Consider the following 23,610-nt stretch of genomic DNA (forward strand, 5'->3'; position numbering starts at 1 on the left):
ACTTGCTGTCAACTCCTTTCTCACCGCTGTCGATTCAAGCATCTGAACCGAAGCGCTTCCTCGCTGCTTACTTCGTCCAACTCTTTGATTCTCAAAGAGTTTTCCGTTTCGTCTGCGCCGGAAGTGGGGCGAATTATAGACAGATCCGGAGGGGCGTCAACAGTTAATTTCCGGTTTCGGAAGAAAGACTGAAATACCCACATAATCAATCGGTTCCTGCTGTTTATATAAGGAGACGACAATCGCTTCCCTACCTGGCCCGCGCCCATCAAGCCTCCTGCATCTCAATGCCAACTCACTCCCCCGCCCATGAACCACCCAGAGCCACTTGCAACTGCACGCTGGCCGTCAACTGAGTGGCCACCAGGCTGAGCAAGGTCTGGCGCTCGTTCAGACTGGTTGCCTGCGTGGTGGCCACATCCAGGTAGTCGATAACCCCCGCTTCGTATTGATCGCGGCTGACCGAGGCCGAGTCTTCGGCCGATTGCGCTGAATGACGCCGTGCCTCCAGCTCCGGTTGCAAAGTACGTAACTCCACCAGGTAATCCTCAACCTCCCCCAACCCGGTCAACACCGTCTGGCGATAGGTCGCAACCGTGGCGTCGTAGGCATGTCTGGCCTGGTCAACAGAGGCTTTGGTTGCGCCAAAATCAAGGATGTTGCCGGTCAGGCTCGGGCCAATCGACCAGAAGCGATTGGGCAGCGAGAACAGGTTGCTGAGGGTCGAACCCTGATAGCCGCCACTGGCGCTCAGGGTCAGGTCCGGGTAGTACGCAGCGGTTGCCACGCCCACGGCGGCATTGGCAGCGGCCATGTCCCGCTCGGCGGCGGCGATGTCCGGACGCCGTTCCAGCAGACGGCTGGGCACGCCCAAAGGCACGCTAGGCACCTGATATTGCCAGGCAGGGTCAGCCGCCAATGCGAAATCAGCCGGCGGTTTGCCAATCAGTAGCGCGATGGCGTGTTCGTACTGAGCGCGCTGCCATTGCAGGTCGAGCATTGAGGCTTGGGCGCTCTGCAGCTGGGTCTTGCCGGTGGCAAGGTCTGCCCTCGAGGAAATCTGTTCGTCGTATTTGTTCTGGATGATTTGCAGGTATCGCTGGTAACCCACGATGGTCTCGCCATACAGCGCAATGCGCTGATCAAGGATGCGCAACTGAAAATAATCCTGGGCCAGGGACGATTGAGCGCTGAGAGTGGCGTTGGCCAGATCGGCGGCGCTGGCCTGGGCACTGGCGCGATCCTGCTCGACGGTACGTCGCAGCTTGCCCCAGATGTCGGCCTCCCAGCTCAGACTCAGGCTGGCCGAGTGTTCCTTGCTGACGCCGCCACTGGAGCCAGCGGCGCTGTTCGAAGATCCGGTGCCGGTCTCGCTGCGCGTGCTGGAGCCTGTACCGGCAAGCACCGGGAACAGATCGGCACGCGATTGGCGAATCAGGGCCAGTGCCTGCTGATACTGCGCGGCATACAGCGCCACGTTCTGGTTATTGAGTTGTACCTGCTCCGCCAGCGTGTTCAGTTGCTGATCCTGATACAGCTCCCACCACGGGCCCTTGGGCAACTCGTCCTGCGGATTGGCGGCTTTCCAGCCCTGAGCTTCCTTGAAGGTCGTGGACATCGGCGCGGTCGGTCTGCGGTAGTCGGGGCCGACCATGCAGCCGCCCAGCAAACTGCTGGTCAGCAGCACAGCGATACACAGGCGCGAAGGCAATGGAGCGTTCATTGATTAACCCTTGTCAGTCAGCCGGGCACGTGAGTGCGGCGAATACGCGTGTGCCAGAATTGCCGCAAGACACGGCTCAGGCGGTCAAGATAGAGGTACACCACCGGCGTGGTGAACAGCGTCAGCAGTTGGCTCAGCACCAGGCCGCCAGCAATCGCCACGCCCAGGGGCTTGCGCAGATCGGCATCGCCGCCGCTGCCAAGGGCCAGGGGCAAAGCGCCGAAGAAAGCCGCCAGGGTGGTCATCATGATCGGCCGGAAGCGCATGCGGCAGGCTTCGAGGATCGCCTGTTCAGGGGCAAGCTTGCGGTCGCGCTCGGCCATCAGGGCGAAGTCGATCATCATGATCGCGTTCTTTTTGACGATGCCGATCAGCAACAGGATGCCAATCAGGGCGATCACCGTCAGTTGCATGTTCAGCGCCTTGAGCAACAACAGCGCGCCTACCCCCGCCGAGGGTAATGTCGAGAGAATGGTCAGCGGGTGGATATAGCTTTCGTACAACACCCCCAGGACGATGTACACCGCCAGCAGGGCGGCCGCGATCAGCCACGGCATGCTCGCCGCCAGCGATGCATAAGCTTGAGCGGTACCGGCAAAGCCTGACTGCACATCCCGCGGCAGGCCGACCTTGTCGACGGCGGCGTTGATGGCGGCCGTGGCCTGCTCCAGTGAAACGCCGTCCTGCAGGTTGAAGGCGATGGTGCTGGTAGCCGACTGGCCCTGATGGGCCACGGCAAGAGGAGCGTTATCCGGGCTGAACGTGGCGAACGCAGTGAGCGGCACCTGCTGCTTGTCGCCATTGATCACGTACATGCGATCGAGCATGGTTGCGTCACGGGTATACACCGGGTCCAGGCCCATCACTACATGGTACTGATTGAGGGTCTTGTACAGGGTCGCCACCTGACGCTGGCTGTAGGCATTGTTCAGCAGGTTGTCGACGTCACTCACGCTCACCCCCAGACGGCTCGCCGCAGCCCGGTCGATGTGCAGCTTGAGTTCCTGGCCACCGGTCTGCGAGTCGGAATCGATGCCGGTCAGTTGTGGCAACGCCCGCAGCGCTGCCTCGACCTTGGGCTCCCACACGCGCAGCAGGTCCAGGTCATCGGCCTGCAGGCTGAACTGATAGGTGGCGTTGGCGCTGCGGCCACCGACGCGAATGTCTTCGGCCGGCATCAGGAAGACCTGGATCCCGGCGACCTTGTTGTTCGCTTTGGTCAGCCGGCTGGCCACCGCCGCCGCGCTGCTGGTGCGCTGTTTGTAATCCTTGAGACGAATGAAGAAGTCACCGGTGTTGCGCGAGCCCGCGCGGCCGCTGCCGGTGGACGACATCACCGCCTCCACGTCCGGGTCGGCCGCCAGGTCATGGGCGATCTGCATCAGGTGCGGCTTGAGTGCCTGGAACGAGATGTTCTGGTCGGCACGCACCGCGCCCATCAGCACACCGGTGTCCTGGGCAGGGAAAAAACCTTTCTGCACCGTGGCATATAGATAGACGTTGAAGGCGACTGTCAGCAACAGGCTGAACAGGGTCAGCAAACGGTGGCGCATGACCCAGGCCAGCGCGGCCAGATAGGCGCCCTGCATGCGCGCCAGACCAGCCTCGATCCATTGGTAGACACGTGGTGTGCTGGCGTCATGGGCAGGTTGGCGCAGCAGCATCACGCACAGCACCGGGGTCAGGCTCAGGGACACGACCATCGACAGCCCCAAGGCGATGCTCAATGTCACCGCGAACTCGCGAAACAGCCGCCCGACGATGTCACCCATCAGCAAAATGGGAATGAACACGGCAATCAGCGACAGGGTCATGGACAGCACCGTGAAGCCTACCTCGCGGGTGCCCATCAGCGCCGCGCGCAACGGGCGCATGCCCTGCTCCTGGTAGCGGGCGATGTTTTCCAGCACCACGATGGCGTCATCGACCACAAAGCCGGTGCAGATAATCAGCGCCATCAACGACAGATTGTCGAGGCTGTAGCCCAGCAGGTACATGATCGAGCAGGTGCCGATCAGCGACACTGGCAGCACCACCGCCGGGATCAAGGTGGCGCGCACATTGCGCAGGAACACAAACACCACGGCAATCACCAGCAAAGTGGCGATCAGCAGGGTTTCTTCAGTGTCATGCAGCGACGAGCGTACCGTGGGGCCACGGTCGATCACGCTGATCAGCTGCACGTCACCGGGAATTTCGCGCTGCAGCTCAGGGATCAGCGCCTTGATGCTGTCGATGGTCTGCAGCATGTTGGCGCCGGCCTGGCGGGTCACGCCCAGGGTCACCGAAGGCTGGCCGTTGTAGTAGCCACCGACGAAGGTGTCTTCCACCGAATCGTAGACATTGGCCACATCACGCAAGCGAATGGCGGCGCCGTTCTGGTAGGTGATGACCAGTGCCTGATAATCGCTGGCCTTGTCGATCTGGTCGTTGCCGTCGATCACCCAGCTTTGACCGTCGCCCTGCAAGATGCCCTTGGGCTTGGCGTGGGTGGCGTCGTTGATGGCCTGACGCACGGTCTCAAGAGAGATGCCGGCGTGGATCAGCAGGTTGGGCTGAACGTCGATGCGCACCGCAGGCAAGGCGCCGCCGCGCACCGAGACTTCACCGACGCCGTTCACCTGGGCGATTTTCTGCTGCAACTTACTGTAGGCCAGGTCGTACAGTTCGCCCGGGCTGCGGGTGGATGAGGTCAGCGCCAGCATCAGTACCGGGGCCTCGGACGGGTTGGCCTTGCGATAAGTAGGCAGCGACGGCATGGCGCTTGGCAGCAGGCTGCGCGAGGCGTTGATCGCGGCCTGCACATCGCGCGCGGCACCGTTGATGTCCCGGTTGAGCTCGAATTGCAGAATCAGGGTCGTCGAGCCCTGGCTGCTGGTGGAGGTCATTTCGCTGATGCCAGCGATCTGCCCCAGGCTGCGCTCAAGCGGCGTTGCCACGGTGGCGGCCATGGTTTCGGGGCTGGCCCCGGCCAGCGAGGCGCTGACCATGATGGTGGGGAAATCCACCTGGGGCAGCGGCGCCACCGGCAGCAGCTTGTAACCCAGAATGCCGGCCAGGGTGATGCTCAGGCTCAGCAACAACGTGGCTACCGGTCGACGAATGAACAGCCGCGAAAGGTTCATACCCGCGCCCTGCCCCGATTCAAACGTGCCTTGGCACGTTCGGACAGACGATCAAACATCAGGTAGATCACCGGCGTGGTGAACAGCGTCAGCACCTGACTGAGCAGCAAACCGCCGACAATCACCAGGCCCAGTGGCCGGCGCAGTTCGGCACCGGCGCCTGTGGCGAGCATCAGCGGCAAGGCACCGAACAGCGCGGCCAGGGTAGTCATCAGGATCGGCCGCAAACGCAGCAACGCCGCCCGGTGGATCGCGTCCCGTGCGTTGAGTCGCTGCTGCTGGCGACCTTCCAGGGCGAAGTCGATCATCATGATCGCGTTTTTCTTGACGATACCAATCAGCAGGATCACCCCGATCAAGGCGATCAGACTGAATTCGGTGCCGGTCAGCAGCAGCGCCAACAGCGCACCGATCGCCGCCGAAGGCAGGGTCGAGAGAATGGTTACCGGGTGAATGAAGCTCTCGTAGAGCATCCCCAGCACGATGCACATGGTCACCAGTGCCGCCAGAATCAGCCACAGCGTGTTGCCGGTGGCGGTCTGGAAGGCATCGGCTGCGCCCTGATAGCGCAAGGTAATGCTGCTGGGTGCGTCAAGTTCCGTCATGACCTGGCTGATGGCTTGCTGTGCCTGCTCCAGCGAATAGCCGTCGGCCAGGTTGAACGACACGGTGACCGCCGGGAATTGATCCAGACGGCTGAGCGACAGCGATCCGGTGCGCTGGCCGACCTTGGCAATGTCGGTCAGGCGCACCATCTGCGCGGCGGTACTGGTAGTGCTGGTTGAACCGCTGTTCGACGATGCGCTGCTGCCGGTGGAGGTGCCGGTATTGCTGCTGGTGGTGGTGCTGCTGTTACTGCTGGCAGTGCCGGTCGTCGCCGCCAGATAGATGTTGTCGAAGGCGGCCAGCGATTGCTGGAACTTGCCCGGCACCTGTAGTACCACGCGGTACTGGTTGGACTGGGTGAAGATGGTGGAAATCAGCCGTTGGCCGAAGGCGTTGTACAACGCCGTATCGACGTCCGAGGCGCTGATGCCATAGCGCATGGCAGCCGCGCGATCGAGCTCGACATAGGCCACCAGCCCCTGGTCTTGCAGGTTGTCGATGACATCACGCATTGACCGCTGGTGCTGCAGTTTCTCCATCAGCCTGGGGATCAACGCAGACAGGTTGGCACTTTCCGAATCGTCCAGGGTGAACTGGTACTGGCTAGGGGTCAGCTGGTCGTCGACGGTCAAATCCTGGGACGAAACCAGATTGAGCTGGATACCCGCCACGGCACTGGCTGATTTATCCAGGCGAGCGATGACCTGGGTCGCGGTGTCGTCACGGTCCTCGAACGGCTTGAGCTCAATCTGCAAGCGGCCATTGTTCAGCGAGCTGTTGTTGCCGTCGACACCGATGGTCGATGACACCGAGGCCACTGCCGGGTCGCGGCGAACCACCTCGACCATGGCTTGCTGACGACGGGCCATTTCGCTGAAGGACACATCCTGGGATGCGCGGGTGAAGCCCTGGATCAACCCGGTGTCCTGGGTGGGGAAAAAGCCCTTGGGCACCACCAGATACAGCAAGCCGGTCAACGCTACAGTGCCGAGCGCCACCAGCAGGGTCAGACGTTGGTGATCGAGCACCCATACCAGACCCCGGTCATACCCACCCAGCACCTTCTGGTACTGCCGATCGCCCCACGCGGCAAAGCGCCCTTGACTGCCTTCGGGCACATGGCGCAACAAATGGGCGCAGAGCATCGGCGTGAGTGTCAGGGAAACGATCATCGACACCAGAATCGCCACCGCCAGGGTGATGGCAAACTCGCGAAACAGGCGCCCGACCACATCGCCCATGAACAGCAGCGGGATCAGTACCGCGATCAGCGAAAAGGTCAGCGAGATGATAGTGAAGCCGATTTCCTGAGAGCCTTTGAGCGCTGCCGCCATGGGCTCCTCGCCCTCCTCCAGGTGCCGGGAGATGTTCTCCACCACCACGATGGCGTCGTCGATCACGAAACCGGTGGCAATGGTCATCGCCATCAGCGTCAGGTTGTTGATGCTGAAACCGGCCAGGTACATCACGCCGAATGTCCCCACCAGCGACAGCGGCACCGCCAGGCTAGGGATCAGGGTGGCGGTGAAGTTGCCGAGGAAGGCGAAGGTCACCAGCACCACCAGACCGATGGACAGCAGCAGTTCGATCTGCACGTCCTTGATCGAGGCGCGGATGGTTTGCGTGCGGTCACTGATCACGCTGAGCTTGACCGAGTCCGGCAATGCCGATTGCAGGGTCGCCAGCTTTTTCTCGATGCTGTCGACCACTTCGATGACGTTGGCCCCGGGCTGGCGCTGTACGGCGATGACAATTGCCGGCTGGCCGTTGGCGGTTGCCGCCAGATACTGATCCTGTGGCGCTTCGGCAGTCGTGGCAACATCCTTGAGGCGCAGCGCCGCGCCGTTTTCGTAGGCCAGCACCAGCTCGCCGTACTCCACCGCGTCACGCAACTGGTCGTTGGCGTCGATGGTGATCGAATGCGACGGGCCATCAAAACCGCCCTTGGAACCATTGACGTTGGCAGCGTTGACCTTGTCGTAGACGTCTTCCAGGGTCAATCCATGGGCAGCGAGGCTGGTGGGATTGACCTCGATCTTCACCGCTGGCTGCTGGCCGCCCGCCAGAGTGACCATGCCAACACCGGAAATCTGCGACAGCTTGAGCGCGACGCGGGTATTGATCAGGTCCTGGACTCGGGTCAACGGCAGGCTGTCCGAGGTGGCGGCCAGGGTCAACACGGCGGTATCGGCCGGATTGACCTTCTTATAGGTGGGCGGGTTGGGCAGATCGCTTGGCAGCAGGCTGTCGGCGGCGTTGATGGCCGCCTGCACTTCCTGCTCGGCGACATCCAGCGACAGGTCCAGGGAGAACTTCAGGGTAATCACCGAGGCGCCCGCCGAACTGGTCGAATACATCTGCGACAAGCCCGACATTTGCCCCAACTGGCGCTCCAGCGGCGCGGTGACCGCCGAGGCCAGCACGTTGGAGCTGGCACCCGGGTAAAGCGTACTGACCTGAATGGTCGGGTAGTCGACTTCCGGCAGCGCCGAGGTGGACAGCAAACGGTACGCGAATATGCCCGCCAGCATCACCGCCAGCATCAGCAGCACGGTAGCCACCGGCCGCTGGATAAACAGTCGTGACGGATTCATGGGGTCTTGGCGCCCGAGGCAGGCGTGGCAGCATCCACTGCGGCGGTATCGCTGCCGGGTGGTTTCTCGACCTCGACCCTGCTGCCCTCACGCAGATGGTCGATGCCGCGGGTGACGACCTGCTCGCCCTGCGCCACGCCTTCGCTGATCACCGTCTGCTCGCCCAACGTCGGGCCGATCTTGATGGTACGACGGGCCACCTTGGCGTCCTTGACCACATACAGGAACTCGCCATCGCTGCTCAGTTGCACGGCGGCGGACGGCACCACCACGGCGTTGTGCAAGGTGTCGGTGGTCAGCTTCACGTTGACGAACTGGTTGGGGTAAAGCTTCTCGTCGGGGTTATCGAACAGCGCTTTGAGCTTGATGCTGCCCGTGGTGGTGTCGATTTCGTTGCTGATGAATTTCAGCGTGCCCTCGGCCAGCGGCGTGTTGCCCATCTGATCCAGGGCCTGAACGCTCAGCGCTTGCCCTTTGCGCACCTTGGGCAGCAGGTTGGCCAACTGCGCCTGGGGCACGCTGAAGGTCACGGCGATGGGATTGGTCTGGGTCACGGTGACAATGCCGGTGGTGCTGCTCGATGCCACGATGTTGCCGGGGTCCACCAACCGCAAGCCGACATAGCCGTCGATAGGCGAGACGATTCTGGCGTAGATCAGGTTGAGCCGGGCGGCATCGATCTGCGCCTGATCGGCCTTCACCGCGCCGGCATACTGGCCGACGGTAGCGGTCTGAGTGTCCAGGTCCTGTTTGGCGATAGAGTCCTTGGCGAACAGCCGCTTGTAGCGCTCGACCGTCAATTGGGCGCTTTTGAGCAGCGCCTGATTCTGCGCCATGTCGCCCTGATACTGGTCCAGGGTGGCCTGATAGGCGCGCGGATCGATCTGCGCCAGCAGCTGACCCTTCTTCACGTATTGCCCTTCGGTGAAATACACCGCCATCAACTCACCGTCGACACGGCTGGTAACGGTCACCGAATAATTGGGAATCACTGTGCCCAGCGCTTGCTGGATCACCGGCACATCGGCAGTGCCGGCGGTACCCACGGCAACGCTGACCGCCGCATTCGGATCGGCCATACCCGGCCCGGCACGACGACCACCGGGGCTGGTAGGTGCTGCGGCTGCAGCGCCAGCCTGAGGCGCGGCGGACGGGGTGTGCCTGCTGTAGAGAAAAGCAGCGCCAATGGCGGCAGCTATCAGGAGCGCAAATACAAGGCGCTTGCGTGAGCGGGCTGCGGGAATCTGGGTCATTGGGGACTTCTGCTTGGGCAAGGGGCAAGAGTGAAACGGTCAACGGCGCAACGCTGGGCGGGTCAGGGCATAGCGCGCTGGGCCCATGCGCCAGGCCGGCTGCATACGGCATGGCCAGCCGTACCGAAGGGTTCGAACGGTAGGTGGCGCTTTGGTTCACTGAGGTCATTTAGCCCTGCACGGCGGGCACGAACAAGCCAAGCGCCCGACCTTTGCAGATACTTTACATTTGCCCGTTCCGCGTGGGCGTCTGGAGCCCTGTCAGTGCAACCTCATGCAACCCATGCAACTGCCCGCGCACCTCCGCCGCACTCAGGTCCGCCGTGCATCCGTTGCGCAGTCTGTTGCAGACAGACCGCTGGACCTGAGCGTTTGGCGTTCGGGCGCGTGGTGAACTGAAAAGATCACGGATGTCGCAGGACTGCTAGTCTCCTCGCACAGCGCGGCGGTCAGGCATGCCTGCGCCACCGAACAGACACCGTCGGGGTGCGAGCCGCAGTCAGGGCGGGTTCTTCGTGACTGGCTGAAAGTGACTTTTACAGCGTTCAGAATACGGCGCGGGGAGCATGGACTCTTGGATAAAGACAACCACACTAACGCTCCAACTGCCGCTTTCATCAGGAGCATGCGCGAGGTCGCGGTGACGTTGAACTCCGCGTCTTCGTGCCTGCTCAGCATGTCGGCAAGACTGGCCGAAGCCGGGCTGGCTGGCGATGCCCAGCAATTGGTCGGTCTGGCCAGAAGCATCGAGATGGCCGAGGGCAAGGTACGGACCCATACCAAAGATGCCGGCATCGGCATGATCGTCAAGCTGAGCCGGCATTGAGGTCAATCAGTAGTGATGGCAGACAATCCGAGCAACTCCATGGCCCGGCAAAAATGGCGACGAGAGCCTATTGCCTGCGATCCGGTGCGCAGGCGGATTCTCAGACACGTACTTGAACTGAATGCTGCGCACTGCTGGGTTGCTGCGGCGTTTGCGCCCAAGGTCATTCAATACGGTGAAGCGTTGATGCCAGATGCGAATAGCCATAGGTATCCTCTAGAAGACCTCGGCAACGGGTCCCCGGCTGAATCGACGCAAGACAGCGCGAAATTTAACAGGGACGCGGTCGCCGGCTAGCCCGGTTCTAGAGGATTATGTGCAGGAAGCATTGCCAGGGGCAGACAGCGCTAACGAAGGGGCTTTTCATAAAATACCTAAGGTCAACAATCTGAGGCCCGGCAACAGCCATAGCTCGCCCGCCATGTGCGCTGGAAACCGCAGCCGGCCAGCCCTCTGCTCAAGATGCAATCGGTGGCCAGATTACAAGGCGGCGCTGCCCAAGCTGCGGCGATGCGGATAATTAAGTACGAACTGCACATGCGCTTTCACGCCGGTGGCAAGGGTCGCATCGTCCACGGTGAAATAGGGGCTGTGATTGTTGGGAGCCTTTTGCATGTCCTGGTCCGCTGGCGTTGCGCCCAGAAACACGAACAACCCTGGCACTTTCTGCGCGTAATAGGAGAAATCCTCACTGGGTGAGAGGGACGAATCCAGGCGCTCGACTTTGCCTGGTGCCGCTTGCATCAAAGCCGGGAGCATGGCCTCGGTCAATGCGGGATCGTTGACCGTCACCGGTGCATGGTGCACGACCTGCAGTACCGATTGGGTCTCGTATGCGCCTGCGATACCCGAGACCAATGGGGGCATTTTCTCCAGAATCGACTGACGGATCGACGCATTGTTAGTCCGAATGGTCCCTGTCATTTCGACTGTCTCGGGAATGATATTACTGGCCGAGCCACCGTTGATGGTACCGACACTGATCACGCCCATGCCTTTGGTCAGGTCAATCCGACGACTGACCAATGTCTGCAATCCGGAAACGATGCCTTGGCTTGCGACTACCGGATCAATGCCACTCCAGGGGGCCGAACCGTGGGTTTGCTTACCGTTGACCGTAATCTTGAACGTATCGCTGCTGTTGAGCACTGTCCCGGATTTATAGAACAGGTGCCCGGTCGGGTAACCGCCCATGACATGGATGCCGAAGATGGCCTCGACTTTCGGCGCATCCAGCGCGCCGTCGCGAATCATCGCCTGCGCACCGATCACGGTCCTGGCGTCCATATCATCAACATCTGCCGCCCCCTCTTCCGCCGGTTGGAACAAGAACACCACGGTGCCCTCTATCTGATCCTTGTGCTCGGCGAGTACTTTGGCGGCGCCCAACAGCATGGCGATGTGTGTGTCGTGGCCACACGCATGCATGACAGGCACGGTCTTGCCCATACGCACTGCCTCGACCTCGCTGGCAAACGCGAGACCGGTCATCTCCTTGACTGGCAACGCATCCATGTCCGCGCGCAAGGCCACTACCGGGCCTGGTTTGCCGCCCTCCAGCACACCCACCACTCCGGTCTTGCCGACATGGGTGCGGACATGCAGGCCATATGAACGCAATTGAGTGGCAACCAGAGCGGAAGTCTTGACCTCCATGTTGCCCAGTTCCGGATGCTGGTGAATGTCATGACGCCAGTCGATGACCTGGGTATTGACCGCCGCCACGGCATCATCGACCCAGCGGGTTTCGTTCGCCTGGCAGATACCGGCTGCCAGGGTGCCAAGGAGTGTGAATCCAAGAAAATGAATAGCCGAACGCATAAATCTTTTCCTTATTGTGGGTGAACTGAAAAAGCTGCTGATCCGGCGCGGCTACAGCAGGGCCGTGGCGTCGGGGCGCACGGCCTTTTGTCCCCCATGCGCGCGTCAGTCGAGGCGCAACGCAGTCACGCGGTCGCCCAGCGCGGTACCCAGCAAGCCGTGGCCAGCGGCCGAGATGACCACGTACTGCTTACCGTCGCTCCCCATGCAGGTCGACGGTAAGGCCTGCCCGCCAGCAGGCAATTCGGCCTGCCAAAGCGATTCGCCGGTATTGACGTCGTATGCGTGGAAAAATCGTCAGCCGTTGCACCGTGAAACACCCCGTCGGTGAGTCAGCCCAGGTCGCCGCCTCCCACCGGCAATGTCACGCCGGTGATGTAGGACGCCTCGTCCGAGGCCAGGAACAGAATCGCGCCCGCTTGCTCGTCGATGGTGCCGTAGCGCTTCATCAAACTGCTGTTGATCGTCTGATCGACAACCTGCTGATACCAGACCGGTTCCTGTTCGCTTTGCAGTTGTGTATTGCGGGGGATGCGCCGAGGCGGCGCTTCGGTTCCGCCTGGCGCGGTGGCGTTGACGCGAATACCACTGCCAGCGGTTTCCAGCGCCAGGCAGGCGGTCAACGCGTTAACGCCGCCCTTCGCTGCGCCGTACGGCACACGATTGACGCCTCGGGTGGCGATGGATGAAACGTTGACGATCGCGCCGCTGCCCTGTTCGAGCATGTAGGGCAGTACGCTGTGGCAGCACCACAGCGTAGGAAACAGCGAGCGGCGCACTTCGGCTTCGATTTCGTTCTCAGCGTAATGCTCGAAGGGTTTAGCCCATATCGTGCCGCCGACGTTGTTGATCAGGATGTCGATACGCCCGAAGCGCTCCTTGCTGGCAGCCATCACCTGTGCGCACTCGGCGTGGCGCTCAAGGTCAGCGGTCAACGTCAGCACGCGTTCATGCTCGAGCTCATGAACCAGCTCGGAGCGGTCGACGGCGACCAGCAAGGCGCCCTCTTCCAGCAACCTCTCGGCGACACGCCGGCCGATGCCCTGGGCTGCGCCGGTAACCAGCGCCACTTTGTTGTTAAAACGCAAGTTCATTTCAGAGTCCTCAGGCGGCGTCGCCGGTCACGATGGCGTTGGGCGTGAACTTCTCGTAATGGAAGCTGGCCGGCGCAACACCCTGCTCCCTGAAGTACTGCCGCACGGCGTCGACCATCGGCGGCGGTCCGCACAGATACACGTCGACATTCCCCTCGTTGAGCATCTGCGCCGCCATGTGCTGGGTCACATAGCCCTGCCTTGGATGGCGGGTCTGAGGATCGGCCACGCAGGTCACGAAGCTGAAGCTCGGCATGCGTGCGGCAAATGCTTCAAGCGCCTCGATCATCACCAGATCCTGGTCACGGGTGACGCCATAGATCAGCGAGACCTTCTGCGTTTCATGGCGCTCGGCGAGCACTTCAAGCATCGACAGGAACGGCGCAAGCCCGGTACCGCCCGCCAGCAGCAACAGCGGCCGGGTCACTTCGCGCAGATAAAAGCTGCCCAACGGACCCGTCATGGCGACCTTCTCGGACTCCCTGGCGCGCTCCAGCCAGCCACTCATGAGCCCGCCAGGCACGTGCTTGATCAAAAAGCTCGCGTGTTTTTCACCGGGCCGGCTGCTGAATGAATACGAACGGGTCTGCCCACTGCCGGGCACGTCGATATTGACGTACTGCCCTGGCAGAAACACCGGGGGCTGATCGAGTTCGAAGCTGATCTCCAGCGCGGCATCGGCATGCCGCGTAATGCGGGTGACGCTGGCCGCGAACTGGCTGGTGCCGGTCTTGCAGGTGCTGGAAGGCACGGGCACCGCGATGACGCAATCGGACTCAGGGACCATCTGGCAGGTCAGCACGTGTCTTTGCTGCGCCTCATCCTCGCTCAGCGCGTCCTCGATATATTCATCGCCCAAGTCGTAGGTGCCGGTTTCGCAGCGGCATTTGCAGGTGCCACAGACACCGTCCGAGCAGTCCATGGGCAGGTTGATACGTTGACGGAAGGCTGCATCGAGCACCTTTTCACCCACTTTGCAGTCGATGAACCGGGTGACCCCGTCTTCAAAATTGAGGGCTATGGAATACGTCATGGGTCTGTCCTCAGATGTGATAAATGTCGATGACCTGATGGATGTAATCGTTTTTCAGCACCACCTTCTTGCGCGTGATCAACGGCTGCGCCGCGCTGAGATCAAGGCGATAGAAAGAGGTGCCGAAGTACGTGTCCGTGGTCTTGTACCGATGACTGAGGGTTTGCCAGTTGAAACGTAATTCGACATGCCCCGGGTCCTCGGCAAGCACTTCGAAATTGGCGATAAAGTGTGCGGTCCGCGGCTCTGGCGTGCTGGCGCTGGAGCGTTCGGTCTTGATCCGAAACACACGGTCTTCCAGGCCGTCGCGGTTGGGGTAATAGATCAGTGAAATTTCGCTTTGCGGGTCTTGCGTCAGCGTGTCGTGGTCATCCCACGCAGGCATCCAGAACTCGACATCCGGCGAGTAGCATTCAAGCCAGTCATCCCACCGGCGGTCGTCCAGCAGACGCGCTTCGCGATAGACAAAAGCCAACAGGCTGTCACGGGAAATACTCATGACCGCGCCTCCTTGTCGGTTGCGATCAGGCTTTGTTGCTCGCGCTCGATCGCACGCTGCAGGCTTGCCGCCCAGTGAGCGTGCTGACGCACGAACAGCCCCTCGTCCTCGGTCTTCACCCCGCTCAACTGTGGGTTCATGCCCATGGCTCGCGCGTTGTCGTCAGCACCTTCGATCCATTGTTTAGCGCCGCGGCTCAAGTCGTTCCATAAGTTTGTCGCGCCCTGATAACCGGTCTGACAGGCTCGGAACTCTTCCAGATCGTCGGGGGTACCCATGCCGCTGACGTTGAAAAAATCTTCGTATTGGCGGATACGGGTCGTACGCTCTTGAGCGCTTTCACCCTTGGGGGCCATGCAGTAGATCGTGACTTCGGTCTGATTGACGGAGATGGGCCGTATTACGCGGATCTGCGTGGAAAACTGATCCATCAGATACACATTGGGATACAGGCAAAGGTTGCGGGTCTGGTCGACGATGAAATCAGCGCGCTCTTGCCCAAGACGCTCGGCAAGGGCTGCTCGATGAGCGTGGACCGGGCGAACTTCGGGGTTGAGCAGTCGGGTCCACAGCAGGATGTGGCCATGCTCGAACGCATAGACGCCGCCCAGGCTTTTCGACCAGCCATTGGCATCCACGGTACGCGTGCCTTCAGCCTCGTAATTGCGACGGCCCATGGTTGCCGAGTAATTCCAGTGCACGGAGCTGACGTGATAACCGTCTGCGCCGTTTTCGATCTGTAGCTTCCAGTTGCCGTCGTAGATGTAGGACGAACTACCGCGCAGCACCTCCAGCCCTTCAGGCGCCTGATCGACCATCTGATCGATGATGACCCGGGTTTCGCCCAGGTAATCGCTGAGCTCGGGAACTGCCTCGCTGAGGCTGCCGAACAGAAATCCGCGATAGTTTTCGAAACGGCCCAGACGCGTCAGGTCGTGGGAGCCGTCGCAGTCGAAACTGTCGGGGTAGGCGCCGGTCTTGGCGTCTTTGACTTTGAGCAATTTGCCGGCATTGCTGAACGTCCAGCCGTGGAAGGGACAGGTAAACGAACCTTTGTTGCCCTGCTTGCGCCGGCAGAGCATGGCGCCACGGTGCGCGCAGGCATTGACCAGCCCGTGCAGCGCGCCTTGCTTGTCGCGGGTAATGACGACGGGTTGCCGACCGATGTAAGTGGTGAAGTAGTCGTTGATCTCAGGTACCTGGCTTTCGTGCGCCAGGTAGACCCAACCACTTTCGAAAATATGTTTCATTTCCAGCGCGAACAGTTCGGTGTCGGTGAAGATGTCGCGGCGGCAGCGGAAGACGCCGGTGGCGGGATCTTCCTGAACGGAATCGCTGAGTTGACGGGCGAGCCGGTCGAGTGTGCTGATCATGGGGTAGGCCCTCGGTTGTTCTTGTATCAGGCCCCCTCACCCTACGTGCTCGCTTACCCGTTCAATATCCGTTTACTGCAAATCGCTATCCGCCTGGCGCAACCTGTTGACGCTGACGCCGCCAGGTCTGCGAAGGCAGCTCCCCAAAGCGCTTGCGATACGCTTCGGAGAAGCGCCCCAGATGCAGAAAACCGTGATCCAGTGCAACTTGGGTAACACTACGCGCCGTCGGTAGTTGCAATTGGGTATGCACCCTTTCCAGCTTGCGCTGGCGCATATAGTCCTTGGGCGAAAGACCTACCTGACGTTCGAACAGGGTGTACAGCGAGCGCTCGCCGACCCGTGCCACGGACATCAGCTGTTCGGCGCTGATGTCTTCGGTCAGATGCTCCTCGATGAACTGCCGCACCCGTTCGAAACCTGCACCCTCTTCTGCGTTGGGGACAACCCGCAGTACGTTGCTGGCGACCAGTGCCAGCAGTTTGGTGGCGACTATCCGTTCGTACAGCGCTTGGACTTCCCCTTGCGCGGCGTTCTCGGCCTCGTGGCAGATCAGTCCCAGCAGTTGCAAAAAACCGCTCATGGCGTTGAGTTCATGGCGCTCGGCAACAAACCGAATACCCTGTTGCGGGAGTGTCCAGTGCTGCTCAAGGCAGGCGTTTTCCAGCAGCCTGACGGGAACCTTGACGATGAACTTCTCGCAATCTGCGGAATAGGTAAGGTCGACCGGATCGTCCGGATTGATCAGCAGAACCTCGCCTGCGCGGAAAATCTGCTCGGTGCCACGAGCGGCCGATCGGCAGTGCCCCTGAAGCAGAATCTGCAAGTGATAGATGGTCTCCAGGGCAGCGGACGTGACCCGTACGGGCGCGCCATAACTGATACGGCACAAGTCCAGGCTTGAGAACGTGCGATGACTTATGCTCGCCTCGGGCCTGCCTCTGGGTGGCAAGCGGATGCAATGACTGCCCACGTGCTGATTAACATAGTCTGATACGGCATAGGCATCTGCGCGGTCGAAAATCTGACTGCGCTCACTCAATAACACGGTCATGTCAGTGCCTCTTTTGTTTTTTTAGTCAAGGCCAGGCTGAAACCACGAAGCCCGCGTCAGCAATCGCTGCGCAGGCCTGGGGCATCAATTGAAACGGTGAATCACACCTCCAGCGCCCTCGCGCGGTCAGGACGACCTTCGTCCTCGGCAGCGGTAGTAGGCAGAAGGACAAAATCGAACTCGATATCTGCACGCTGGCCATTGGCATCGTCGCTGAAGCGAATCTCGGCGATCAACTCGTCTCGGGTGGCATAGGCGAAATCATCGTGCAGGTATTCGTCGCCTGCCAGATTGATCTGGGTCGTCAGATGCCGATGTCCAGGCGCCGAGATGAAGAAATGGATGTGCGCGGGGCGCTGGCCGTGTCGTCCCAACTGGTCAAGCAAATGCTGGGTCGGACCGTCCGGCGGGCAGCCATAGCCCGAGGGCACGATGCTTTGGAAGCGGTAGCGTCCCTGGGCATCGGTCGATATGCGACGGCGCAGATTGAACTCGGACTGCGACGGGTCGAAATACGAGTAGGTGCCACCGGTATTTGCATGCCACACATCGACGATCGCATTGGCGAGCGGCTGGCCATCGTTACCGCGAACTTGCCCGGTCATGTACAGCACCGTGCCTGGATCCTGGCCATCATCCAGGCGGGCAGAGTGCTCAGTGAGCGGCGCGCCTGCTACGTACAAGGGTCCTTCGATAGTTCTGGGTGTACCGCCAACGTGGCCGGCCTGTTCGTCTTCGGCGTCCATCAGCATGTCCAGATAATGCTCAAGCCCCAGACCGGCAACAAGCAACCCCGCCTCCTGGCGACTGCCCAGATCGTTCAGGTAATTGACGGCCTTCCAGAACTCTTGTGGAGTGACCTGCAGATCCTCGATTATTTTGATCGAGTCATTCAGAACACGGTGGACGACGTTCTTCATCCGCTGACTGCCGGCCGGCTGGTCAAAACCGGATGCCTTCTCGAAGAATTGCTGCACCTCAGCGGTTTGAGAGATACGAACGGTCATGGTTTTTGCCCTCATCAATATTATTTTGTTCTTGTCGATGTCAGTACTGCAAATCAGCTGAACTCAGCGGTCGTCGGCATGGATTGAAGACGGGTGTCGGCACATGGGCGAGACCTCGATTTGCATGTACGGGTACAGCGGCAACTGCATCAAAGTGTCGTGCAGCGTCTGGTTGTCCGGCACGTCAAAAATGCTGACGTTGGCGTAGAGCCCGGCAAGTCGCCAGAGGTGGCGCCAGGTGCCTTCGCGTTGCAGGCGCTGCGCGAGCTCTTTCTCGTCAGCCTTGAGCTGAGCGGCTTTCTCAGGCGGCATATCGGGTGGCAGTTTGACGGTCATGCGGACGTGGAAAAGCATGTCGTGAGTATCCTCTTGGTTACGCCTGGTCAGCGGCGCGCAAAATGCGAAAGGCGTTGTTCATCGAGTTCGATGCCCAGACCGGGCAAGGTCGGAACCATCAGCTGGAAATCCCGATAGACCGGAGGCTCGACCAGAATGTCCTCAGTCAACAGCAGTGGGCCGAAAAGCTCGGTGTGCCATTCCAGTTTGTCGAGGGTGGCAAACGCGTGCGCCGCCGCTATCGTGCCGACGCTGCCCTCCAGCATCGTACCGCCATATAGCCCGATACCTGCGGCTTCGGCGATCGCGGCAGTCCGTAGTACAGCGCGGGGGCCACCGGTTTTGGCGATTTTAAGGGCGAAGATGGAGGCGGCACCCATCTGCGCCAGGGCAAAGCTGTCCTGAACGGACTCGATTGCTTCATCAGCCATCAGGGGGATAGGGCTATGGGCACTCAGACGAACCATGCCCGGACGATCGTAACGGGACAAAGGTTGCTCGATCAGCTCAACCCCGGCATCGGCCAGCAATCGACAAGCCCGCACAGCAACAGCTTCGCTCCACGCCTGATTGATATCCACGCGAACACTGGCCCGATCGCCAAGGGCGCGTTTGATGGCAGCGACATGTGCGATGTCGCGAGCGGGCTCTGCGGCTCCGATTTTCAGCTTGAAATGACGATGACGGCGCAGATCCAGCATGCGTTCAGCTTCCTCGATGTCACGGGAAGTGTCGCCGCTGGCCAGGGTCCAGGCGACCTCTACCCCATCGCGCACCCGCCCACCAAGCAGCTCCGCCACAGGCAGCCCAAGGCGCTTGCCTTGGGCATCAAGGAGCGCTGTTTCCACCGCTGAGCGCGCAAAGGTGTTACCGCGGATGGCGCGATCAATACGCTGCATGGCGGCGTTGAGATTGGTAGCGTCCTGACCGATCAGCAGCGGCGCGAACCATTTATCAAGGTTGACCTTGATGCTTTCCGGGCTTTCCCCGGCATATGCCAAACCGCCGATGGTGGTGGCCTCGCCTACCCCGATAATGCCGTCGCTGGTTCGAATACGCAGGATGACAAGCGTCTGACCGTGCATGGTGTGCATGGCGAGCTTGTGGGGCCGGATGGTAGGCAGGTCGACGATCTGGGTATCGAAGCGTTCGATGGTGATTGCGGTCATGAGCGTTCCGTCTGCATTGTGTTTGTTCTTGAGCAAAGATTGACGCTGGTGCAGCCCGGCGTCCAATATTGATAAGGTCTTGTTTCATACTCTGGAGGTATCGTGGAGCTTCGCCATTTGCGTTATTTCCGGGTGCTCGCGCACACCCTGAACTTCACCCGCGCCGCCGCGCAGCTGAACATTGCTCAGCCGCCGCTGAGCCGCCAGATTCAGCAGCTGGAGGATGAGTTGGGAGTGCCGTTGCTGGAGCGCACCAGACCGTTGAAACTGACTGAAGCAGGCCGTTTCTTTCACGAACACTCCAGTCAATTACTCGAACAGCTGGCCCGTATCGGGGACGATACCCGACGCATCGCAGCGGGCGAGAAACGCTGGCTCGGCATCGGTTTTGCGCCCTCGACTCTGTATGGCGCGCTACCTGAGCTGATCCGCCAGCTCAGAGGCTTGGGCGATGTGGAACTCGGCCTGTCAGAGCTGATTACCCTGCAACAGCTCGAGGCTTTGAAAAGTGGCCGCATTGATATCGGCTTTGGCAGGATGCTGTTCGACGACCCCGCCATCACACAGAAGATCCTGCGCCAGGACCCGCTGGTAGCCGCACTTCCAGCCGGACACCCGTTGCTGTCCGGCCCTGCCACACTGCAACAGCTCGCGGCCGAGCCTTTCGTTCTTTATCCCGGCACGCCGCGACCCAGCTACGCCGACCACGTACTGGGCATTTTTGCCGCACAGGGCCTGCGCATCCGGGTGGCTCAGACGGTGAACGAAATGCAGACCGCCATAGGCCTGGTGGCCGCAGGGATTGGTATCACGCTGGTGCCCGCCTCAGTCCAGAGACTGCACCGTGATGACATCGGCTACACGCCGTTGTCGGACAGCAGCGCCACTTCGCCGATTGTCGTCAGCTACCGGGCCGCAGACTTATCCCCCGTGCTGCAGCAATGCCTTCGACTGCTCGCCAAGCCCTGGAAAACGACTCCGACCAGACGGCAAGAGGGTCATTGAAATGGTCTGACAGGGGTAACCCGACTGACAGGTGCGCAAGCGAGCAGGCGATCTCGTCGACAAGATCACCTGTCCGTTGCGCACCCTTGGACGTGTTACGCCAGACTCAGGCCATTACGCTTGCAAAATGCTGTCAGTACGCTGGGGTCCTGATGCTCCATCGGCAATGCGATGTGACCGTCAGGCCGTACCAGGTAGGCCGCCCCCTGCCTGATTGCGTTGGTTTTTGCCCTTTGCGTAAACGCAAACGTAAGCACTGCCACCCCCAGTCGCTGCGCCTCGCGCTCCAGTTGCGGGTTCGCCTCGCCGAAAATCTGGATGTGCCAGGACAATGAGGATTGGTGAGCGAAGTTGTCACCGCTCCAAGGCATACGGTCACCACCGTGCAGTTCGCCGGCATGGCCTTCACTGATGGCGCTGTCGCGATATTTGATCCTGGTTTGCGAAAGCGTCTGGAACAGCGATTTGCGAAAACTGTCGAAATGGCTCAGCACCGGGGCCAGGTGGGGCAGCATCCAGTTGCGCAAGAATTGACTGCGCCAGCCCTCGCCTACCATCCCCTCGAAAGCCTTGTCGGTGGTCTCGACCAATTTGCGCGCAAATGCGATGCGCTCGGTTTCATAGGTGTCGAGCAGTGCTTCATCAGCGCGCCCTTGAATCACATCTGCCAGCTTCCATGCAAGGTTGACCGCGTCGCCAATGCCGGTATTCATGCCCTGGCCGCCGGCCGGGCTGTGCAGATGCCCCGCGTCTCCGAGCAAAAACGCACGACCGACACGCAAATGCTCGGCGACCCGGTGGTGAACCCGATAGGTCGAAAGCCAGTTGGCCTTGCCGACCCTGACCCCCAACATCGCTTCGGCGCCAGAGCGCAGGTCCTCGAACGTCAGCCCTTGATGCCCTTCAAGCTCGGGAGGAACGATGCCGATCAATCGCTGCATGCCACTGCTGCGCACAGGGGCCATCAACACCATGTTGTGTTTGCCGGCGTGCAGGTAGACATGGGTACTTGCCGGACCCGCGAGCGCCACATCAGCGACGTAAAACAGTTGGTTGTACGTGCCGCCTGGAAATTCCACCTGCAGCTGTTTGCGCACGACGCTGCGGGCCCCTTCGCAGCCGCACAGATAGCGCGCCTGGCAGACCTCTTCAACGCCGCCCCGGCTTAACGTCACCTCGACACGATCGGTCTGCTGTTCGAAGCGCAGCAGCGACACGCCCCACTCCACCTCCACGCCCAGTTTTGCCAGCTGTTCTACCAGAAAATGCTCGTGATCATCTTGCGGGAACGACAGCACGAAGGGATAGGGCGTAATGTCCCTGCCAGCATCACCCCAGGAAAGGCTGGCGACGTCCCGGCCTTCTTCGCTGTAGTGAATACTGTCGATACGGATACCGCGCTCGATCAATTGCTCTGCCAACCCCAGTTGTTGATAGAACTCAAGCGTACGGGCCTGCACCACCATTGCGCGCGAAGCCTGGCCTGGGCCGCTGTTGGCCTCGATGATACGAAAGGCAACGCCCATGCGTGCCAGGCGCAATGCCAGTGTCAGCCCCGTGGGCCCGGCTCCTGCAATTAAAATATCAGTGTTCATTGGATTCCAAAGTTATGTCGGTTGATTTGATTGCCGGTAGGTCAATCGAAATTCCTTTAGCTGTTTCATTTCCGTGTACTGCACGCGTCAAGGCGTTGGCCAGCCGCCTCCCAGCGCCTTGTAGAGATGGACGCGCTCGACTGCCGCCTGGGCCGCGCTCTGCACCAGCTCGTTTTGCGTGGTGAGCAAAGCGCGCTGCACTGCCAGCACGTTGATGAAGTCCGTGGCACCCTGTTTATAACGGTCGCGCGCGGTGTCGAGCGCATCAGTGTTGTGCTGCACCGCCTGCTGCAGCGCGGCGTAATGCTGCTTTTGGGCAGCATAATCAGTCATCGCATTGTCGATTTCATGCCAGGCTCCCAGCACCACGCGCTGGTAATTCAAGGCCGCTTCCTGCTCCTGGCGCTTGCGCAATTCAAGTGTCCCGGTCAAACGCCCGCCCTGAAAAATCGGCAGGTAGAGGCTGGGACCATATGACCATTGACGCGAGTTCCAGGCACCCAGATCTGATCCATTCAATGCTTGAAACCCCATGCTGGCGCCCAGGCTGACGCGGGGATAAAAGTCCGCCTGCGCTGCGCCGATCTGGGCAGTGGCGCGATGCAGTGCAGCTTCGCTTTGCTGGATATCCGGGCGACGTTGAGCCAGTTCCGACGGCAGCCCGAGCGGCACATCCGGGGCCGGGTGCGGAATCGCTTTGACCTCGCGCAACTCTGCGTTGAGCGCACGCGGCGGCTCGCCCAGCAGGTAACTCAGCGCGTTCACCAGGCCGTCTTGCTGCGCCTGCAGGATCGGCAGCGTTGCTTCGATAGTGGAGACCTGCGCGGCGGCGTTGGAGGTGTCCAGATTCGTGGTCACGCCGTTTTCAAAACGAATCCGGGTCAGATCCGCGCTTTGCCGGGCGATCTCCAGATTCTGCCGTGCGACAGTGAGCTGCGCCTGCACGCCGCGCAGGCGAATGTAATCGGTCGCAGTCTCAGCGGCGATGCTCAGTAAGACGCCGTCGCGCTGCGCTGCAGTCAGCTGCATGTCGGCGTCGGCGGCTTCCACGTTCCTGCGTACTCGCCCCCAAAGGTCGACTTCCCAGCTGGCATCCAGGGTCGCGGTCCAGACCTCATAAGGTGACTCGCCGTTCCGACCGGAAGGGTCCACCAGACCTTTCTGGCTACTGCGATCGCGCTGATAACCGCTACTGGTGCTCACGCCTGGGTATTGCTGGCTTCCGGTCACCTGACGCAGGACGCGACTCTGCTCGAGGCGATTGCTCGCTGTGCGCACATCCAGATTGGACTTTGCCGCGCGCTCAACCAGGGAAGTCAATTGCGTATCGCCAAGCTGCTGCCACCAACGGCTGTCTACTGCCCCGCCCACCGACGTTTCAGATCCGGGGATGATCTCCCAGCTATCAGGCAGCTGCGCCTGAGGCGTGCGAAAGTCGGGGCCAACGGAACACGCGCCGAGACCGAGCAGTGCCAGGGACAACAATGCGCGCTTCAT

General features: G+C 60.8%; 17 protein-coding genes. 2 read left to right on the forward strand and 15 right to left on the reverse strand.

Annotated features, from left to right (window positions below):
- Nucleotides 1-295: 295 nt before the first annotated feature.
- The 4 genes from ACI2KS_RS21370 to ACI2KS_RS21385 are packed head-to-tail and all read right to left on the reverse strand — an operon-like array spanning nucleotide 296 to nucleotide 9,301.
- Complete coding sequence (locus tag ACI2KS_RS21370; RefSeq protein ID WP_404622995.1) at nucleotides 296-1,723, reverse strand: efflux transporter outer membrane subunit; 1,428 nt, start codon at nucleotides 1,721-1,723, stop codon at nucleotides 296-298.
- A gap of 17 nt (nucleotides 1,724-1,740) precedes the next feature.
- Nucleotides 1,741-4,848, reverse strand: coding sequence for an efflux RND transporter permease subunit (locus ACI2KS_RS21375; RefSeq protein WP_404622996.1), 3,108 nt, complete (start codon nucleotides 4,846-4,848; stop codon nucleotides 1,741-1,743).
- Entirely contained in the window at nucleotides 4,845-8,048 is a 3,204-nt protein-coding gene (locus ACI2KS_RS21380) for an efflux RND transporter permease subunit (RefSeq protein ID WP_404622997.1), read from the reverse strand. The genes ACI2KS_RS21375 and ACI2KS_RS21380 overlap by 4 nt, the downstream gene beginning before the upstream one ends.
- Nucleotides 8,045-9,301, reverse strand: a complete 1,257-nt coding sequence (locus tag ACI2KS_RS21385; protein ID WP_404622998.1) for an MdtA/MuxA family multidrug efflux RND transporter periplasmic adaptor subunit — start codon at nucleotides 9,299-9,301, stop codon at nucleotides 8,045-8,047. Before ACI2KS_RS21385 ends, ACI2KS_RS21380 begins: the two co-directional genes overlap by 4 nt.
- 574 nt (nucleotides 9,302-9,875) lie before the next feature.
- Here ACI2KS_RS21385 and ACI2KS_RS21390 point away from each other — a divergent pair.
- Nucleotides 9,876-10,127: a hypothetical protein gene (locus ACI2KS_RS21390; RefSeq protein ID WP_404622999.1), complete on the forward strand. Its 252-nt coding sequence runs from the start codon at nucleotides 9,876-9,878 to the stop codon at nucleotides 10,125-10,127.
- 480 nt (nucleotides 10,128-10,607) lie between these two features.
- Here ACI2KS_RS21390 and ACI2KS_RS21395 read toward each other — a convergent pair whose 3' ends face one another.
- The 9 genes from ACI2KS_RS21395 to ACI2KS_RS21435 form a co-directional block, all read right to left on the reverse strand.
- Nucleotides 10,608-11,948: an amidohydrolase gene (locus tag ACI2KS_RS21395; protein WP_404623000.1), complete on the reverse strand. Its 1,341-nt coding sequence runs from the start codon at nucleotides 11,946-11,948 to the stop codon at nucleotides 10,608-10,610.
- Nucleotides 11,949-12,280: 332 nt separating this feature from the next.
- On the reverse strand, nucleotides 12,281-13,042 hold the full coding sequence (locus tag ACI2KS_RS21400; RefSeq protein WP_404623002.1) for a 1,6-dihydroxycyclohexa-2,4-diene-1-carboxylate dehydrogenase: 762 nt from the start codon (nucleotides 13,040-13,042) through the stop codon (nucleotides 12,281-12,283).
- A gap of 10 nt (nucleotides 13,043-13,052) precedes the next feature.
- Nucleotides 13,053-14,075 (reverse strand): benzoate 1,2-dioxygenase electron transfer component BenC, encoded by a 1,023-nt coding sequence (gene benC / locus ACI2KS_RS21405; RefSeq protein WP_404623003.1) that lies wholly within the window; start codon nucleotides 14,073-14,075, stop codon nucleotides 13,053-13,055.
- 10 nt (nucleotides 14,076-14,085) lie between these two features.
- Nucleotides 14,086-14,574: a benzoate 1,2-dioxygenase small subunit gene (gene benB, locus ACI2KS_RS21410; RefSeq protein ID WP_404623004.1), complete on the reverse strand. Its 489-nt coding sequence runs from the start codon at nucleotides 14,572-14,574 to the stop codon at nucleotides 14,086-14,088.
- The gene (locus ACI2KS_RS21415; protein ID WP_404623005.1) at nucleotides 14,571-15,947 is read right to left on the reverse strand and encodes a Rieske 2Fe-2S domain-containing protein; all 1,377 of its coding nucleotides are present in this window, start codon (nucleotides 15,945-15,947) and stop codon (nucleotides 14,571-14,573) included. Before ACI2KS_RS21415 ends, benB begins: the two co-directional genes overlap by 4 nt.
- Before the next feature lie 85 nt (nucleotides 15,948-16,032).
- Complete coding sequence (locus ACI2KS_RS21420; RefSeq protein ID WP_404623006.1) at nucleotides 16,033-17,001, reverse strand: AraC family transcriptional regulator; 969 nt, start codon at nucleotides 16,999-17,001, stop codon at nucleotides 16,033-16,035.
- A gap of 101 nt (nucleotides 17,002-17,102) precedes the next feature.
- Nucleotides 17,103-18,008, reverse strand: coding sequence for a catechol 1,2-dioxygenase (catA, locus tag ACI2KS_RS21425; protein WP_404623007.1), 906 nt, complete (start codon nucleotides 18,006-18,008; stop codon nucleotides 17,103-17,105).
- A 63-nt stretch (nucleotides 18,009-18,071) separates the two neighbouring features.
- On the reverse strand, nucleotides 18,072-18,362 hold the full coding sequence (gene catC / locus ACI2KS_RS21430) for a muconolactone Delta-isomerase (protein WP_404623008.1): 291 nt from the start codon (nucleotides 18,360-18,362) through the stop codon (nucleotides 18,072-18,074).
- A 29-nt stretch (nucleotides 18,363-18,391) separates the two neighbouring features.
- Nucleotides 18,392-19,513, reverse strand: coding sequence for a muconate cycloisomerase family protein (locus ACI2KS_RS21435; protein WP_404623009.1), 1,122 nt, complete (start codon nucleotides 19,511-19,513; stop codon nucleotides 18,392-18,394).
- A gap of 102 nt (nucleotides 19,514-19,615) precedes the next feature.
- On the opposite strand from ACI2KS_RS21435, the gene ACI2KS_RS21440 reads away from it, so the two are divergent.
- The gene (locus ACI2KS_RS21440) at nucleotides 19,616-20,518 is read left to right on the forward strand and encodes a LysR family transcriptional regulator (protein ID WP_404623010.1); all 903 of its coding nucleotides are present in this window, start codon (nucleotides 19,616-19,618) and stop codon (nucleotides 20,516-20,518) included.
- A 95-nt stretch (nucleotides 20,519-20,613) separates the two neighbouring features.
- On the opposite strand, the gene ACI2KS_RS21445 is transcribed toward ACI2KS_RS21440, so the two are convergent.
- Complete coding sequence (locus ACI2KS_RS21445) at nucleotides 20,614-22,113, reverse strand: FAD-dependent monooxygenase (RefSeq protein ID WP_404623011.1); 1,500 nt, start codon at nucleotides 22,111-22,113, stop codon at nucleotides 20,614-20,616.
- An 87-nt stretch (nucleotides 22,114-22,200) separates the two neighbouring features.
- Nucleotides 22,201-23,610: an efflux transporter outer membrane subunit gene (locus ACI2KS_RS21450; RefSeq protein WP_404623012.1), complete on the reverse strand. Its 1,410-nt coding sequence runs from the start codon at nucleotides 23,608-23,610 to the stop codon at nucleotides 22,201-22,203.

This window comes from Pseudomonas sp. NPDC087358, from assembly GCF_044900785.1.
Lineage (GTDB): Bacteria > Pseudomonadota > Gammaproteobacteria > Pseudomonadales > Pseudomonadaceae > Aquipseudomonas.

Coding starts and splice junctions, on each gene's coding strand:
- ACI2KS_RS21450 (WP_404623012.1), bottom strand. CDS start 23,610: ATGAAGCGCGCATTGTTGTCCCTGGCACTGCTCGGTCTCGGCGCGTGT.
- ACI2KS_RS21420 (WP_404623006.1), bottom strand. CDS start 17,001: ATGACCGTGTTATTGAGTGAGCGCAGTCAGATTTTCGACCGCGCAGAT.
- ACI2KS_RS21395 (WP_404623000.1), bottom strand. CDS start 11,948: ATGCGTTCGGCTATTCATTTTCTTGGATTCACACTCCTTGGCACCCTG.
- ACI2KS_RS21435 (WP_404623009.1), bottom strand. CDS start 19,513: ATGACCGCAATCACCATCGAACGCTTCGATACCCAGATCGTCGACCTG.
- ACI2KS_RS21385 (WP_404622998.1), bottom strand. CDS start 9,301: ATGACCCAGATTCCCGCAGCCCGCTCACGCAAGCGCCTTGTATTTGCG.
- ACI2KS_RS21400 (WP_404623002.1), bottom strand. CDS start 13,042: ATGAACTTGCGTTTTAACAACAAAGTGGCGCTGGTTACCGGCGCAGCC.
- benB (WP_404623004.1), bottom strand. CDS start 14,574: ATGAGTATTTCCCGTGACAGCCTGTTGGCTTTTGTCTATCGCGAAGCG.
- ACI2KS_RS21370 (WP_404622995.1), bottom strand. CDS start 1,723: ATGAACGCTCCATTGCCTTCGCGCCTGTGTATCGCTGTGCTGCTGACC.
- ACI2KS_RS21380 (WP_404622997.1), bottom strand. CDS start 8,048: ATGAATCCGTCACGACTGTTTATCCAGCGGCCGGTGGCTACCGTGCTG.
- benC (WP_404623003.1), bottom strand. CDS start 14,075: ATGACGTATTCCATAGCCCTCAATTTTGAAGACGGGGTCACCCGGTTC.
- catA (WP_404623007.1), bottom strand. CDS start 18,008: ATGACCGTTCGTATCTCTCAAACCGCTGAGGTGCAGCAATTCTTCGAG.
- ACI2KS_RS21415 (WP_404623005.1), bottom strand. CDS start 15,947: ATGATCAGCACACTCGACCGGCTCGCCCGTCAACTCAGCGATTCCGTT.
- ACI2KS_RS21375 (WP_404622996.1), bottom strand. CDS start 4,848: ATGAACCTTTCGCGGCTGTTCATTCGTCGACCGGTAGCCACGTTGTTG.
- ACI2KS_RS21445 (WP_404623011.1), bottom strand. CDS start 22,113: ATGAACACTGATATTTTAATTGCAGGAGCCGGGCCCACGGGGCTGACA.
- catC (WP_404623008.1), bottom strand. CDS start 18,362: ATGCTTTTCCACGTCCGCATGACCGTCAAACTGCCACCCGATATGCCG.